The organism is Bacillus sp. FJAT-29937 (assembly GCF_001509555.1).
Taxonomy (GTDB): domain Bacteria; phylum Bacillota; class Bacilli; order Bacillales; family Cytobacillaceae; genus Cytobacillus.
In genome coordinates this window covers 648,937-663,388 of the sequence record NZ_LMAS01000001.1, presented here as the reverse complement: position 1 = coordinate 663,388, position 14,452 = coordinate 648,937, and the positions used below count along the sequence as shown (strand labels likewise).

The following is a 14,452-nucleotide window of genomic DNA, read 5'->3' as shown; positions in this document are numbered from 1 at the left end:
AATTTTAATTGAAAAAAATAGTATTCTTTGATATAGATGGAACGCTGTTGGACAGTGATAAACAAATGCAACAGTCAACAAAACAAGCTCTTAAACATTTAAAGGAGAACGGCGTTTTTGTTGCGATTGCAACAGGGCGTGCGCCATTTATGTTTGACAGGCTTTGCAAAGAGCTGGATATCGATTCCTTTGTCAGTTTTAATGGACAATATGTTGTTTTTGAAAATGACATCATATTTAAAAATGAGCTGCCAACAGCTGAAATTGAAAGGTTAGTCAACTACTCAAAGGAGAGAGGGCATCCTCTTGTTTTTCTAGATGAAAAAGAAATGAAATCCACAGAACTTGATAACCATTTCATTGAAGAAAGTATAGGGAGTTTAAGATTTCCGTATCCGGAAAAAGATATTGAGTTTTATAAAAAGAAAGAAGTCTATCAGGCATTAGTATTTATGGAAGAAAATGAGGATGCAGCCTATGAAAGTGAATTTCCTAATTTCCGTTTTGTCCGCTGGCATCAATTTTCAACGGATGTGCTGCCGGCAGGAGGCTCTAAAGCAGAGGGTATAAAGCTAATGATTAAGCGCCTAGGCATAGAAATGAAGAATGTATATGCTTTTGGGGATGGATTAAATGATATCGAAATGCTGAAAACAGTTGGAACCGGAATTGCAATGGGCAATGCATTAGACGAAGTTAAGCTTGCTGCCGATGTAACAACAACTTCAGCAAACAACAACGGCATCTGGGACGGCTTGAAAAGCGTAGGATTAATTTAGAGGACTAGAGAAAAAGACTGAACGCCAAATGTTCGGTCTTTTCCTTTGTCGCAATATGTTCCATTAGCTGAAGCTGCTATCTTTCGACTAGGACAGCACCTTCAATAGGTTTTAAAGGATCTTCATTATTTATATGATCATAAAACATAATTCCGTTCAGATGATCAATTTCGTGCTGAAACACGATAGCTAACATCCCTTTTAGCCTTAACTTGACGTCGTTTCCATCGATTGTAGTTCCTTGAACAGTTATTCTTGCATATCTTGGAACATACCCAGGAATTGATTCATCAACTGATAAACAGCCTTCCCCTGTTGTTAAGTAAGCTTTTTCAACAGAATGGCTTTTGATTTTTGGATTAAACAACGCATAGCTATGTATGGTTCCTTTTTCATCCTTCAGATGGACAGCAATCATTCTTTTTGAAATATTAATTTGAGGGGCAGCCAGCCCGATGCCAGCACGGAGCCCGTATTTTTCAGCAATCTCAGGGTTTTGACTATTGATTACATATTCTAAAAGGCTTTGTAATATTTGCTTATCCTCGTCTGTTGGTGGAAGCGGAACTTCTTCTGCAACTTTTCTTAATGTTGGGTGTCCATCACGAATAATATCCCTCATCGTTAACATGTCATTCACTCCTCTAGCATAAGATCAATCAGCGATTTTTAATTACTTTATTTAGTCTATCAAAATGAAAGGAAAATGTTAATAAAAAGAGAAGGTACATTTATGCACCTTCTCCTACAATATTAACAAAAGCAAACGCAGCCAACGATGATAAGAAGAATGAAAAGCACAACAATCAGCGCGAAGCCTCCGCCGAATCCTATACCGCCAACAGCTCCTGGATAGCCGCAGCCAAAACCATATCCGCCATAACCGTATCCGCCATAACCAAACATGAAGGATAACCTCCCTAAAGTAGTTTATCGCCTACGTATCATTTTTGTATAGGACGATTAATATAGCCTATGTTAGGAGTATTTTGTTGGTGAAGGCCAATGCCTATGTCATAAATGAAAAGTATTTGGAATAGGATTATTAATGGACAAGCTATTCGAATATTGAAAAATAATGAGGCTGCAGGTATAGTTAAATTGTTGGTTAAGGGGGGATAGCCGTGTCGGTATCTTTAAAGAGATGCCTGATAATCATTTGTTTAAGTACGGTTATGATTATTTCTGGTTGTGTGAATTCTAGTTCACCTGTTGAACAAATATATGTAGTATTAGAAAAAGTTGTTGCATCTGAAAAATTATTTGAACAGCAGCAAGATCCATTAGTTGAATTAGAGAGGAAAGAAAAGGAAATTTACGATAAGATAATTTCAATAGGAATGAAGGAATTTGAAGAGGTTTCTAAATTGTCTGATGAAGCTGCCCAAATTGTTGATCAGCGAAAAGAGCATATGGCCAAGGAAGAGGAGAGCATACAAGCCTCAGCAAAAGAGTTTAAGTCGATAGAACCACTGATTGAAGAAATGGAAGATCCTGAGCTAAAGAGATTATCAAAAGATTTATTTGATTGTATGATGGAAAGATATTCTATTCATGAAGAAATATTTCAACATTACTCTTTAGCAATTCAATTGGATAAAGAACTTTATACTATGTTTAAAAAAGAAAATCTTCAATTAACCGAGCTTGAGGAACAAATTAATAAAATTAATGAAGCATATGGAAAAATAATTGACGCTAATAAAACTTTTAATGAAAAAACAAAGCAATATAATGACTTAAAATTATCCTTCTATAAAGAATCCGGACTAGACGTTAAAATGACGGAAAAATGACCAAGGGCAGCATTTACCTATGCTGCCCTTGGTTTTTTTTAACCCAATATTAAATTTTCCTCTTGTCGATGTGCTATAACACATTGATAGTGTCTCAGTTTTTTATAGTACAGTACATAAAGAGTTATAATACAGAATTTATTGGAGAGAATTACTTAAAAAACGTGAAAACGTTGTAAAAACTTAATATCAAGTAGTTGACGGGAGAAATAATGTGATTTAAACTTAAAAACATTAAGATAAATGTGTATCAATTTTGTTGCAAATTTAATTGATACAGAATAAGATAGAATATGAGTTAACAACAATTGAAGTTATAAACTTAAGAAAATGGAAACCGAATGAAGCGGATAATCTGCAATTATTTATTTCTGAATATTTTATTTTTTACCAAATACAATTCATTCTCCTTTGGTTTTCTATTTTAACTTAGTTTTGGGCAATCTAGAAATTGTATTGTACTCATATTATTAAGTCTCTTTTAAAAATATGGAAAGGGTGACTCGTATGGCTTCTAATACAAAATTGGCACAATTGGATGTTAAGAAGCAGCTTGAAAATGTTGAAGAACAATTTCAAACGTTTCAAATTCTTAATGAGGAAGGAAAAGTAGTAAATGAATCTGCAATGCCTGATTTAAGTGATGAGCAGCTTCAGGAGTTAATGCGCCGGATGGTCTATACACGCATTCTTGATCAACGCTCTATTTCTTTAAATAGACAAGGAAGACTTGGGTTCTATGCACCAACTGCAGGACAGGAGGCTTCTCAATTAGCATCTCAATATGCATTGGAAAAAGAGGATTTCATTCTTCCGGGATACCGTGATGTACCGCAAATGATTTGGCATGGTCTGCCATTATCTCAAGCTTTCTTATGGTCAAGAGGCCACTATGAGGGCGGGAATATTCCAGAAGGTGTTAATGTTATTGCTCCGCAAATTATTATCGGTGCTCAATACATTCAAGCCGCTGGGGTAGCTCTAGGAATGAAAAAACGCGGAACAAAAGCAGTTGCTGTAACTTATACAGGAGATGGTGGTACTTCGCAAGGTGACTTCTATGAAGGAATTAACTTTGCAGGTTCTTACAGTGCTCCAGCGATTTTTATTGTTCAAAATAATAGATTCGCTATTTCTACTCCAGTCTCTGTACAAACTGCTGCGAAAACACTTGCTCAAAAAGCTGTTGCAGCTGGAATTCCGGGGATTCAAGTTGATGGTATGGATCCATTGGCTGTTTATGTGGCTGTACGAGAAGCTCGTGAGCGTGCAATCAATGGGGAAGGTCCAACATTAATTGAGACTCTAACTTACCGCTACGGTCCTCATACAATGGCTGGAGATGATCCTACACGTTACCGTACCGCTGATCTTGATAATGAGTGGGAAAAGAAAGACCCGCTTGTCCGTTTCCGCAAGTTCTTAGAGGATAAAGGAATTTGGAATGAAGAAATGGAAAATGAAACAATTGAAAAAGCTAAAGAAGATATTAAGGTAGCTATAAAGAAAGCAGACGATACACCTAAACAAAAAGTAACTGACCTGATTTCAATCATGCATGATGAAGCAGGCATGCCTTATAACCTAAAAGAACAATATGAAATTTATAAAGAAAAGGAGTCGAAGTAAGCCATGGCGCAAATGACAATGATTCAGGCAATTACTGATGCCTTACGCACAGAATTGCGAAATGATCCGAATGTTTTAGTATTCGGGGAAGATGTGGGCGTAAACGGCGGCGTGTTCCGTGCTACTGAAGGCCTTCAAAATGAATTCGGCGAAGAGCGTGTATTTGATACACCTCTAGCTGAATCTGGAATCGGCGGCCTTGCGGTTGGTCTTAGCTTACAAGGCTTCCGTCCAGTACCTGAGATTCAATTTTTCGGATTCGTATATGAAGTGATGGATTCTATTTCTGGACAGCTGGCACGTATGCGCTATCGTTCTGGCGGCAGATATAATGCGCCTGTGACCATTCGTTCACCTTTTGGAGGGGGCGTACATACTCCAGAAATGCATGCTGACAGCTTGGAAGGTTTAATGGCTCAACAGCCTGGGGTAAAGGTTGTCATTCCATCAACACCTTATGATGCAAAAGGACTTTTAATTTCTGCCATCCGTGATAATGACCCGGTCATTTTCCTTGAGCATATGAAATTATATCGTTCTTTCCGTCAAGAAGTACCTGAGGAAGAGTACACAATTCCATTAGGTAAAGCTGAAGTGAAGCGTGAAGGAAAAGACTTGTCGATCATTACTTACGGAGCAATGGTGCATGAAGCATTAAAGGCTGCAGAGGAATTGGAGAAAGAAGGCTATTCTGCAGAGGTAATCGATTTACGTACAGTATCACCAATTGATATTGAAACGATCATTGCTTCTGTTGAAAAAACAGGACGTGCGATTGTCGTTCAAGAGGCTCAAAAACAGGCTGGAATTGCAGCTAATGTTGTAGCAGAAATTAATGACCGTGCAATCTTAAGCCTTGAAGCTCCTGTCCTTCGCGTAGCAGCACCGGATACGGTTTTTGCATTCCCGCAGGCTGAAACAGTTTGGCTTCCAAACTATAAGGATATTATTGAAACTGGTAAGAAGGTTTTAACTTTCTAAAAAAGCAGGTAATTGCGTTCTTTCGAAGGGGAGAATGGAGGAACAGAAAATCGGTACATATGCCGATTTTCTTCTTTCCAGCATCTGTCCTTCCTTATATTGTTAGTGTAGGAGGATGATTCTAAATGTCATTTCAATTTAAATTGCCTGACATTGGTGAAGGGATCCACGAAGGGGAAATTGTGAAGTGGTTCGTTAAAGCAGGCGATAGAGTACAAGAAGATGATGTATTATGCGAAGTTCAGAATGATAAAGCAGTTGTAGAAATTCCTTCACCTGTTAAAGGAACGGTTGAAGAAATTCTTGTCGGGGAAGGAACTGTTGCAACTGTTGGCCAAGTCCTTATTACATTTGATGCTCCTGGATATGAGAATTTAAAATTCAAAGGCGATGAGCACCAAGAAGAAGACAAGCCAGCAGAACAAGCTCCTGAGAAAAAGGATGAAGCTGAAGCAACTCAAGCCGAAACTCAAACTGATGCCAAACCTGACCGCCGAATAATCGCCATGCCTTCCGTTCGAAAATATGCTCGTGATAAAGGTGTTGATATCCAGCAAGTAGCGGGAAGCGGGAATAATGGCCGGATCTTAAAAACCGACATTGATTCGTTCTTAAGCGGCGGAGTTCAAGTCCAACAACCTGAGGCTCACACGCAAGAAACGACTGCAGCACCTGAAGAAGCGGCAGCTGCTCCAGTTCAAAAGGTTATTCCACAAGGGCAATACCCTGAAACACGCGAGAAAATGAGCGGCATCCGTAAAGCCATTGCAAAAGCGATGGTTAACTCAAAGCAAACGGCTCCACATGTTACTTTAATGGATGAAATTGAAGTGACTAAGCTTGTAGCTCATCGTAAAAAGTTCAAAGAAGTTGCTGCAAATAAAGGAATTAAATTAACTTTCCTTCCATATGTAGTGAAGGCATTAACAAGTGCGTTGCGTGAATACCCAGTATTGAATACATCAATTGATGACGCCGCACAAGAAATTATTCAAAAGCATTATTACAATATTGGAATTGCAGCAGACACAGAAAAGGGTCTTTTAGTACCTGTTGTCAAAGATGCTGACCGTAAATCTATGTTTACTATTTCAAATGAAATTAGCGAGCTTGCTGCGAAAGCGCGTGATGGCAAATTATCTTCAGAGGAAATGAAGGGAGCTTCCTGCACAATCACAAATATTGGTTCAGCAGGCGGACAATGGTTTACTCCTGTCATCAATCACCCTGAAGTCGCTATTTTGGGCATTGGCCGTATTTCAGAAAAGGCAATCGTGAAAGATGGCGAGATTGTTGCAGCACCTGTCCTAACATTATCATTAAGCTTTGACCACCGCATCATTGATGGAGCAACAGCGCAAAACGCATTAAATCATATTAAACGTTTATTAAATGATCCAGAACTATTGTTAATGGAGGCTTAAAGAATATGGTAGTAGGAGATTTCCCAATCGAAACAGATACAATTGTCATTGGCTCAGGACCTGGCGGGTATGTCGCTGCTATTCGTGCAGCACAGCTTGGCCAAAAAGTGACTATCGTTGAAAAAGCAAATTTAGGCGGTGTTTGCTTAAATGTTGGATGTATTCCATCTAAAGCTTTAATAGCTGCTGGACACCGTTATGAAACAGCTAAGCATTCTGATTCAATTGGGATTACAGCTGAGAATGTAACTGTTGATTTTACAAAGGTACAGGAATTTAAAGCCGGCGTAGTGAAAAAACTTACTGGCGGTGTAGAAGGTCTTTTAAAAGGTAATAAAATTGATATAGTACGCGGCGAGGCATATTTTGTTGATGCCAACACACTTCGTGTTATGGATGAAAACTCAGCGCAAACGTATACGTTTAAACATGCAATCATTGCAACAGGTTCGCGTCCAATTGAGCTTCCAACCTTTAAATATTCAAAACGGGTTCTTGACTCTACAGGGGCACTTTCGCTTCAAGAAATTCCTGAGAAAATCGTTGTCATTGGCGGCGGGGTAATTGGACTTGAACTAGGAGGAGCTTATGCGAATTTCGGAACACAGGTAACAATTCTTGAAGGCGCAGATGATATCCTTCTTGGTTTTGAAAAGCAAATGACGGCACTTGTAAAGCGTAATCTTAAGAAAAAAGGCGCCGAAATCGTCACGAAAGCACTTGCAAAAGGTGTTGAAGAGAGCGAAAATGGCGTCACTGTGAAGTATGAGGTTAAAGGTGAAGAGAAAACTCTTGAAGCTGATTATCTCTTCGTCATGGTAGGAAGACGTCCAAATACTGACGAATTAGGCTTAGAGCAAGCGGGCATCAAAATGAGTGACCGTGGCGTTATAGAAATCGATAAGCAATGCCGAACGAATATCGGTAACATATATGCTATCGGTGATGTTGTTCCAGGTCCTCAATTAGCACATAAAGCCTCATATGAAGGAAAGATTGCTGCAGAAGCCATTGCTGGACATAGCTCTGAAATTGACTATTTAGGCATTCCTGCTGTCGTTTTCTCTGATCCGGAACTTGCTTCAGTAGGCTATACTGAACAGCAGGCTAAGGAAGAGGGGATCGAGGTAATTGCTGCTAAATTCCCATTTGCGGCAAATGGCCGTGCACTTGCATTAGATGCAACAGATGGTTTTGTAAAGCTGATCACACGTAAAGAAGATGGTTTAGTGATTGGTGCTCAAATCGCTGGAGCAAGTGCTTCAGATATGATTGCTGAATTAGGCTTAGCTATTGAAGCAGGCATGACAGCTGAAGATCTTGCAATGACGATTCATGCTCACCCGACATTAGGCGAAATTACAATGGAAGCTGCTGAAGTTGCACTAGGAAGTCCGATTCATATTATTAAATAACATACAAAGAAAAGTCCTATTCCAATTGGAATAGGACTTTTCCTTGTATAGTGAATATATTAATTGCTTGTCGACCATTCACTTTTCAGGGCATCTGACAGAGGTTTGATTATTTCTTCGGCTGAAGTATCACCTTTAATTTTGACGAGTACTTTTTCTTGATGAATGATTAATATAGTAGGACTGCTCTGGACATCAAAAGCTTCATAATATCGTTTGGCTTTGTTGCTAGAGATAATTTTCATATTTTTTATTTCATCGGGAAACAGCTTCTTTAGCTCGATAATCGCATCATAGTAGGGGGCTTCCTCTTCATAATCCTTTTCATTCGAGAAGAATATAATTTGCTTGCTATTTTTATCGAGAATCAGCTCATCTTGAGGTTTAAAATGGTTGCATGAGGTAATAAACAAGAAAGAGGCTATGAAAAAAAACGAAAACACTTTCATATCTTTTCCTCACCTTTTCATTATTTCATATATTCTACCTAAGTTTAATTATCTAATTATTAGAGATTCATAAGTATTTTATCATAAAAAATGGATATTAATAACTTGTCACCTAAATGTTACAGAAATGAAAAATAAGATGAGCAGGTTCAACATATATTACTTAGACATATATCTTTGGAAGTTGACTCTCAATCAATATTTGCTAATAAGAGATATGAATAACAAATCTGGTGGTGGAAAAATGAAGGTATATACTGCATTGCTGCTGCAGCTAATTATATGGAGCGGCTACACCTTTATTGAGTGGCTATCGAAGTACGATCAGTTTATTTTTAAAGTGCTGATGTTCTTCGTATTTTTTTATTTAGCTATCATCATTGGAAATTACATTGTGAAATCAGTCAAAAAAACATTCTTTGTTACAGCGCTTAGCTTGTCTTTATATGGATCCTTTCATTTTACAATGACGTTAATGGGAGCCTAAATGAGGGGAAAGGAAAAAGAGCCCCTATTTAGGCTCTTTTAATTGGCGTCCGCTGAAAAATCTTGAAATGATGTAGTATAAAGAGAAGGTAAATAGATAAAAACAGACAAACGAAAAAAGGAAGGGTGTTACCTTAAAATTTGTTTCTTTCTCAAGAGGAGAGGTAAACTTTAATTCTAAAGGGTAATCACTCTCAGCTTCTGGCAGAGAAGTCTGTTGTTCAGCGAAAGGAAAAGGACCGCCGAATAATATATTCTGACTTAATTGAACTGGTTTTGTTTCGAAATAGGAGACGAAGATAAAAGGAGTACTTAAAGTGATAGCGAGAGCTAATACTCCAAAGAAAATTATTTTTTTTGTTAACATTTTTTCACCTCATTAGATGGCAAAATAAAGAACAGCGTGATGCTGTTCTTCTATAAATTTACTATTTTCTATTATTTTCTAGGATAGAAATACATAACTCTTCCATTGAATAAATGTAATTCACCTTTCAGCTTCTTTGCTAAGTAGCGGCAAAACTCGTTAGCTTTCCCTTTATCGCCAAATGTAGCTGATTCCGGCAATGTTACTTGAATATATGATTGTTCCCGTTCGGATCCATCTTCGTCCCGAATTGTTTCTTGGTCAATTCCTAGTAAAATTGTGTGATAGCGGTCATTGTTAGAATGCAGATAAAACCATTTCCCTTTTCCCTCGGGTTTTTCTTTTATTTCATATGGAAAAGCAGCTTCATTGTACTTCCAATCAACCTGGTTCCCTGTTTTCGAAGTGTTGGCTTTATAGTATTGAAATAATTCTTTTACTTCATCTGTCGTTATCTGTTCTTTTTCTGATGAAGGCACGAGTTTTATGTATGCGTTACTTGCCAACATCCATCCCCCCATTTTTCATAGATACTTTCCCTTACATTCTAGCACTGAATAAAACCGAATAACAGCTTAAACAAAGTTTTTTCACAAAAACCTTGTAATACTGCTCAGTTTAATTTATAATAATATTCTAAATATTCAAATTCAAAGGAGGAGTAATATGAATCTATTTGAAAAGCTCTATGATGAGCATGAAAATGTGAAGGTTCGGTTTGTTGGTTTTACTACTGAACTAACACGCTATGATTTTGGGATTGTATTTACAAATTTATTTTTTGGAAAACCACTTGTTGTCTGTATGCAAACTGGCCGCTCCACACTCCTCGACCCTAAGGACCTCGAAGATGCTGAACATTTGCAGCATGCCTTTAAATTAGATAATCGCCACCAGGCAGAAGACTTATGTGAATTTTTTAAAATCAACTTACCAGCGACTGCATTCCATACCCAATATGAATGAGATGAACAGGCTGAAAATAGCCTGTTTTATTTTCTAATGTGACATACAATTTCCCCTTGAAAAAACAATTGTGTTATATTATTATGTAATTAAAGATGATTAAGCGTTTTCAATTTAATCTTAAATTGCAAAGGGGAATGAAAGAATGGGTACAATTGTATGCCAAGCCTGTAATTCTACAATTGATTATTTCGAAGATGAGAAAGTAACAGTCTTATATTCTAAGGCAGAATGCAGCTGCTGCGAAGGAAACCAAGAAGAAGTTTAATAATAAATAGATATATAAAAAACCTTCCCTGACATAGATTTGGGAAGGTTTTTCTTGTCATATATTATCTACCTGATTGCCTTATACTCTTTAATCACTCGCAAGTATTTAAAATCATAATCTTCTGGTCCTTGGACAGGAAGGCCAGCTTCCATATTTGTTTTTATATACCTCAGATTTTCTTTCGTAATGATTTCTCCCGGAATAAAGATTGGGATACCAGGAGGATAGACCATAATAAATTCTGCAATAATTCTTCCTTCTGATTCATCAAAATGGACGAGTTCAGTTTCAGCATAGAAGGCATCGCGAGGAGAAACGGCCAATACAGGAATATCAGGCAATAAAACTTGAGTTTCAAGCTTTTCAGTTATGCCGTGTCTTTCCGCTGACAATTCTTGAAGCGCCTTAACTAACATATCCCCCTCATATTCAGTATCTCCAGGCGTAATAATACAAAGGATATTATATAAGTCAGACATTTCCACTTCAATATTGTGCTTTTCACGCAGCCATTTTTCTACATCAAACCCATTTAACCCAAGATCTTTAACAGAAATAATCAGTTTAGTTGGATCATATTCATGTGCAGCATCACTCTCAAGGATTTCTTCTCCAACACAATAGATATGCTCAATTTCATTAATGCGGCGGCGAATAGACTGTGAAAGTTGGATTGTTTTTTCGATCAATTCTTTTCCTTCAGTAACTAGACGTTTCCTTGCAACATCCAAGGAGGCAAGCAATAAATAGGATGTTGATGTTGTCGTAAGCATGCTTAGAATAGTCTGTACCCTTTTGGCTGAAACAAGGTTTCCTTGCATATTTAATATCGAGCTTTGTGTCATCGAGCCGCCAAGTTTATGAACACTAGTTGCTGCTAAATCAGCTCCTGCCTCCATGGCAGATATCGGCAACTCATCATGAAAATGAATGTGAACACCGTGCGCTTCATCTACAAGAACAGGTACTTGATAAGAATGAGCAATTTCAACAATTTTCTTCAAGTCAGCAGAAATTCCGAAGTATGTTGGATTAATGACAAGGACTCCTTTAGCATCTGGATGCTGTTCAAGAGCCTTCGAGACAGATTCTGTTGTAATTCCGTGCGAAATCCCAAGTTCTTTATCGATTTCAGGATGAATAAATATCGGGGTTGCACCGGAAAAAACAATCGCTGACATGACTGATTTATGAACATTTCTCGGAACAATGATTTTTTCGCCGGGTCCGCAAACTGCCATGACCATTGTCATAATTGCTCCGCTTGTTCCTTGTACAGAGAAGAAGGTTCTTTCAGCGCCAAACGCTTCTGCAGCTAAATCTTGAGCTTCTTTAATCATACCTTTAGGCTGATGAAGATCATCAAGGGGACCGATATTAATAAGATCTATTGAAAGTGCGTTGTGGCCAATGAATTCTCTGAATTCGGGATCAATTCCCGCTCCTTTTTTATGGCCTGGTATATGAAATTGAATTGGATTTTTTTTAGCATGTTGAAGTAAGCCGCTGAATAACGGTGTTTCTAATTGTGACAATGTATTACCACACCTCTTTAATTATAATTTTGCATCACAAAAAGTCATAAAACATTTGAATTATAGCACTATTCCCTTTCTTTGCATAGAAAATTTGATGAGAAAGGAAAGTATTATTTTTTTACGTAATCTTCCTTAGTTTTAGATGTAAACAGGAAAATATAACAGTAAAATAGAAGTTAACGTACATAAGGGTTTGAAGGAGGATTTATAGATGAGCTGGAGAACGAGAGTAACTGAATTACTAAACATTAAATACCCAATTATACAGGGTGGGCTTGCCCATCTTGCATACTCAGATTTAGCAGCTGCTGTTTCGAATGCTGGAGGGCTTGGACAAGTAACGGCGATGTCATTAGAAAGCCCGGATGCTTTAAGAGAAGAAATTCGTAAGGTAAAGAAAATGACAGATCAGCCCTTTGGCGTTAATTTTGCCATTGGACAGCATGGACGGCCATTTTCACACTATTTAGATGTGGCGATTGAGGAAGAGGTTCCTGTTATTTCAATGACTGGAGGAAACCCGGCTCCCATTTTTGAGCAATTAAAAGGGGTAAATGTGAAAAAGCTAGTTCTTGTTGCGGCAAAAAGGCAGGCTGTGAAAGCTGAAGAGCTAGGTGCTGATGCGGTTATGGTTGTCGGACAAGAAGGGGGAGGTCATTTAGGACGAGACGACATTGGAACATTCGTATTAACCCCACAAGTTGTAGATGCGGTTTCCATCCCTGTAATCGCTTCAGGAGGAATTGGGGATGGCAGGGGGCTTATGGCGGCCCTTAGCCTTGGCGCAGAAGGCATTGAAATGGGTACAAGATTCATTGCGACTAAGGAGTGTATTCATGCATCAGACGTCTATAAAAACAGGCTTGTTGAAGGAAGCGAAAACGATACTGTTGTGATAAAAAAAACAATCGGTGCTCCTGCGAGAGTCATATCTAATTCATGGACAGGGAAAATTCTAGCAATTGAAGAGAAAAATGGCGGATATGAGCAATTGAAAGACTTGATTAGCGGGAAGGCTAATAAAAAGTATATTTACGAAGGGAAGGAGGAAGAAGGATTTGCATGGGCAGGGCAGGTGATGGGACTAATCAAAGATGTTCCAACAGTACAAGAACTTTTTTATAGAATGATCGCAGATGGTGAGAGCATTCGCAAAAAATGGACAATGTAATACATAAATAATGCATGAGCAAAGAGGAGGTGACTGAAATGGAATACCAATACCCAATTGACCCAGATTGGTCAACAGATGAAATTATTGATGTTATTCATTATTTTCAGCTTGTTGAAGAGATCTATGGAAAAGGTGTAAACCGTGAAAATTATTTAGATGCGTATAGAAGATTTAAAGAAATCGTTCCAGGCAAATCCCAGGAACGAAATATTTGCAATGAATTTGAAGAGGTAAGCGGCTTTTCAGCATATCATGCATTAAAGGCTGTAAAAGAGGCTGAAGCAGGAAAAGAAGTTAGAATGAAGAAGCAAAAAGTGTGAATGATGGCATGTGGCCGCCTAAAAAGCCATAGGGGCCACTGCCCATTTTCTCTCTAATTTGTTTAAACCATTTTATACAAGGGTAGTAATGTTTTAAATACAGATTCCGCATTTTCAAGAAATGCACGAGGATCCATTTCTATTGCTTCTTTTTTTGGAATATGTACACCGCATAAAATCTCCGCTTTTTTCACTTTTTGCAATCGAAGAAACATGTCATTTAACTCTTCTTTAGTCAGTTCTCCGTGCATCAGCCCCATCGGTTTAGTGTGATCAGCGGACCAAACAAAGTGCTTAGGAATTTGTTTATATATTTTATTTATACTCTTTTCTAATTTCTTTCCGAAGTCTTCTTTATTAGGAGCTTCATATATAAGGGCAAACCAGATGAAAACATGTGTTTCCCAAAGGCCTATTTGAAAATGCGGGAGCATTTTATAGCCTCGAGGATTACTCGCATAGGCAACCCAAGTGTCCTTTGGAGGGTTTACTGTCCGGCGTGCATGTTTCGCAACATGAGGATACATTTCATCCCCAGTTTGAATGGAGAGAATTGGAGCAAAATAATGACCTAATTCATCAAGTTTTGGTCGAATATGAGTAATTAAGGCCTCCATCCGATCCTCAAGTCCTTCAATCTTAAAAACATCAAAATCTGTATTCGTAAATCCTGAAAATGACATATGAAACCTCCTCAAAACAAAACAATGGTTAACATCCAAAATTATAAAAAAATATATTCTGAAATATTGTAGCATACCTGTTCATAAACCAAAAACGCTTTGTTTCCGGCATTTTTGTAAATATAGGTATTCACACATATTTGTTGCAACTGACTCAAATTCCTCATATTATAT

General features: G+C 37.9%; 18 protein-coding genes. 11 read left to right on the top strand and 7 right to left on the bottom strand.

What is annotated here, in order from left to right; all coding sequences use genetic code 11:
- Window positions 1–8: 8 nt before the first annotated feature.
- On the top strand, window positions 9–779 hold the full coding sequence (locus AR328_RS03255) for a Cof-type HAD-IIB family hydrolase (protein ID WP_066289648.1): 771 nt from the start codon (window positions 9–11) through the stop codon (window positions 777–779).
- Between the two features lie 76 nt (window positions 780–855).
- Here AR328_RS03255 and def read toward each other — a convergent pair whose 3' ends face one another.
- Both def and AR328_RS23425 read right to left on the bottom strand, forming a co-directional pair.
- Window positions 856–1,410: a peptide deformylase gene (gene def / locus AR328_RS03250; protein ID WP_066289645.1), complete on the bottom strand. Its 555-nt coding sequence runs from the start codon at window positions 1,408–1,410 to the stop codon at window positions 856–858.
- A gap of 122 nt (window positions 1,411–1,532) precedes the next feature.
- A complete protein-coding gene (locus tag AR328_RS23425) occupies window positions 1,533–1,613 on the bottom strand; it encodes a YjcZ family sporulation protein (RefSeq protein WP_442854426.1) in 81 nt (26 codons plus the stop codon).
- Window positions 1,614–1,903: 290 nt separating this feature from the next.
- Between AR328_RS23425 and AR328_RS03240 the strand changes: the two genes are divergently transcribed.
- The 5 genes from AR328_RS03240 (at window position 1,904) to lpdA (ending at window position 8,024) form a co-directional block, all read left to right on the top strand.
- The gene (locus AR328_RS03240) at window positions 1,904–2,575 is read left to right on the top strand and encodes a YkyA family protein (RefSeq protein ID WP_231734737.1); all 672 of its coding nucleotides are present in this window, start codon (window positions 1,904–1,906) and stop codon (window positions 2,573–2,575) included.
- Window positions 2,576–3,082: 507 nt separating this feature from the next.
- Window positions 3,083–4,204, top strand: a complete 1,122-nt coding sequence (gene pdhA, locus AR328_RS03235) for a pyruvate dehydrogenase (acetyl-transferring) E1 component subunit alpha (protein ID WP_066289635.1) — start codon at window positions 3,083–3,085, stop codon at window positions 4,202–4,204.
- Between the two features lie 3 nt (window positions 4,205–4,207).
- Window positions 4,208–5,185 (top strand): alpha-ketoacid dehydrogenase subunit beta, encoded by a 978-nt coding sequence (locus AR328_RS03230; protein ID WP_066289632.1) that lies wholly within the window; start codon window positions 4,208–4,210, stop codon window positions 5,183–5,185.
- Between the two features lie 125 nt (window positions 5,186–5,310).
- Complete coding sequence (locus AR328_RS03225) at window positions 5,311–6,609, top strand: dihydrolipoamide acetyltransferase family protein (RefSeq protein WP_066289628.1); 1,299 nt, start codon at window positions 5,311–5,313, stop codon at window positions 6,607–6,609.
- Window positions 6,610–6,614: 5 nt separating this feature from the next.
- The gene (gene lpdA, locus AR328_RS03220) at window positions 6,615–8,024 is read left to right on the top strand and encodes a dihydrolipoyl dehydrogenase (protein WP_066289624.1); all 1,410 of its coding nucleotides are present in this window, start codon (window positions 6,615–6,617) and stop codon (window positions 8,022–8,024) included.
- 59 nt (window positions 8,025–8,083) lie between these two features.
- On the opposite strand, the gene AR328_RS03215 is transcribed toward lpdA, so the two are convergent.
- A complete protein-coding gene (locus tag AR328_RS03215; protein WP_231734736.1) occupies window positions 8,084–8,473 on the bottom strand; it encodes a small peptidoglycan-associated lipoprotein in 390 nt (129 codons plus the stop codon).
- A gap of 244 nt (window positions 8,474–8,717) precedes the next feature.
- Here AR328_RS03215 and AR328_RS03210 point away from each other — a divergent pair, with 244 nt between their 5' ends.
- The gene (locus AR328_RS03210; RefSeq protein WP_066289620.1) at window positions 8,718–8,960 is read left to right on the top strand and encodes a hypothetical protein; all 243 of its coding nucleotides are present in this window, start codon (window positions 8,718–8,720) and stop codon (window positions 8,958–8,960) included.
- Between the two features lie 24 nt (window positions 8,961–8,984).
- Here AR328_RS03210 and AR328_RS03205 read toward each other — a convergent pair whose 3' ends face one another.
- Both AR328_RS03205 and AR328_RS03200 read right to left on the bottom strand, forming a co-directional pair.
- Window positions 8,985–9,326 (bottom strand): hypothetical protein, encoded by a 342-nt coding sequence (locus AR328_RS03205; protein WP_066289617.1) that lies wholly within the window; start codon window positions 9,324–9,326, stop codon window positions 8,985–8,987.
- A 71-nt stretch (window positions 9,327–9,397) separates the two neighbouring features.
- A complete protein-coding gene (locus tag AR328_RS03200; protein WP_197414410.1) occupies window positions 9,398–9,832 on the bottom strand; it encodes a DUF1885 family protein in 435 nt (144 codons plus the stop codon).
- Window positions 9,833–9,992: 160 nt separating this feature from the next.
- Between AR328_RS03200 and AR328_RS03195 the strand changes: the two genes are divergently transcribed.
- Both AR328_RS03195 and AR328_RS03190 read left to right on the top strand, forming a co-directional pair.
- Window positions 9,993–10,292: a DUF3055 domain-containing protein gene (locus AR328_RS03195; protein WP_066289610.1), complete on the top strand. Its 300-nt coding sequence runs from the start codon at window positions 9,993–9,995 to the stop codon at window positions 10,290–10,292.
- A 145-nt stretch (window positions 10,293–10,437) separates the two neighbouring features.
- Window positions 10,438–10,560: a GapA-binding peptide SR1P gene (locus AR328_RS03190; RefSeq protein ID WP_066289608.1), complete on the top strand. Its 123-nt coding sequence runs from the start codon at window positions 10,438–10,440 to the stop codon at window positions 10,558–10,560.
- A 68-nt stretch (window positions 10,561–10,628) separates the two neighbouring features.
- Here the strand turns inward: AR328_RS03190 and AR328_RS03185 are convergent, their stop codons facing one another.
- Entirely contained in the window at window positions 10,629–12,098 is a 1,470-nt protein-coding gene (locus AR328_RS03185) for an aminotransferase class I/II-fold pyridoxal phosphate-dependent enzyme (protein ID WP_066289605.1), read from the bottom strand.
- A 214-nt stretch (window positions 12,099–12,312) separates the two neighbouring features.
- On the opposite strand from AR328_RS03185, the gene AR328_RS03180 reads away from it, so the two are divergent.
- Together AR328_RS03180 and AR328_RS03175 are read left to right on the top strand one after the other, a co-directional pair.
- Window positions 12,313–13,272: an NAD(P)H-dependent flavin oxidoreductase gene (locus tag AR328_RS03180; RefSeq protein WP_066289598.1), complete on the top strand. Its 960-nt coding sequence runs from the start codon at window positions 12,313–12,315 to the stop codon at window positions 13,270–13,272.
- Window positions 13,273–13,310: 38 nt separating this feature from the next.
- Window positions 13,311–13,595 (top strand): UPF0223 family protein, encoded by a 285-nt coding sequence (locus AR328_RS03175; RefSeq protein WP_066289595.1) that lies wholly within the window; start codon window positions 13,311–13,313, stop codon window positions 13,593–13,595.
- A 62-nt stretch (window positions 13,596–13,657) separates the two neighbouring features.
- Here AR328_RS03175 and AR328_RS03170 read toward each other — a convergent pair whose 3' ends face one another.
- Entirely contained in the window at window positions 13,658–14,278 is a 621-nt protein-coding gene (locus tag AR328_RS03170; RefSeq protein ID WP_066289588.1) for a YktB family protein, read from the bottom strand.
- Between the last annotated feature and the right edge of the window lie 174 nt (window positions 14,279–14,452).

What these genes read in the sequence shown, in the direction of transcription:
- def (WP_066289645.1), bottom strand. Translation starts at nt 1,410, where the DNA reads ATGTTAACGATGAGGGATATTATTCGTGATGGACACCCAACATTAAGA.
- pdhA (WP_066289635.1), top strand. Translation starts at nt 3,083, where the DNA reads ATGGCTTCTAATACAAAATTGGCACAATTGGATGTTAAGAAGCAGCTT.
- AR328_RS03230 (WP_066289632.1), top strand. Translation starts at nt 4,208, where the DNA reads ATGGCGCAAATGACAATGATTCAGGCAATTACTGATGCCTTACGCACA.
- AR328_RS03225 (WP_066289628.1), top strand. Translation starts at nt 5,311, where the DNA reads ATGTCATTTCAATTTAAATTGCCTGACATTGGTGAAGGGATCCACGAA.
- lpdA (WP_066289624.1), top strand. Translation starts at nt 6,615, where the DNA reads ATGGTAGTAGGAGATTTCCCAATCGAAACAGATACAATTGTCATTGGC.
- AR328_RS03215 (WP_231734736.1), bottom strand. Translation starts at nt 8,473, where the DNA reads ATGAAAGTGTTTTCGTTTTTTTTCATAGCCTCTTTCTTGTTTATTACC.
- AR328_RS03210 (WP_066289620.1), top strand. Translation starts at nt 8,718, where the DNA reads ATGAAGGTATATACTGCATTGCTGCTGCAGCTAATTATATGGAGCGGC.
- AR328_RS03205 (WP_066289617.1), bottom strand. Translation starts at nt 9,326, where the DNA reads ATGTTAACAAAAAAAATAATTTTCTTTGGAGTATTAGCTCTCGCTATC.
- AR328_RS03195 (WP_066289610.1), top strand. Translation starts at nt 9,993, where the DNA reads ATGAATCTATTTGAAAAGCTCTATGATGAGCATGAAAATGTGAAGGTT.
- AR328_RS03190 (WP_066289608.1), top strand. Translation starts at nt 10,438, where the DNA reads ATGGGTACAATTGTATGCCAAGCCTGTAATTCTACAATTGATTATTTC.
- AR328_RS03180 (WP_066289598.1), top strand. Translation starts at nt 12,313, where the DNA reads ATGAGCTGGAGAACGAGAGTAACTGAATTACTAAACATTAAATACCCA.
- AR328_RS03175 (WP_066289595.1), top strand. Translation starts at nt 13,311, where the DNA reads ATGGAATACCAATACCCAATTGACCCAGATTGGTCAACAGATGAAATT.
- AR328_RS03170 (WP_066289588.1), bottom strand. Translation starts at nt 14,278, where the DNA reads ATGTCATTTTCAGGATTTACGAATACAGATTTTGATGTTTTTAAGATT.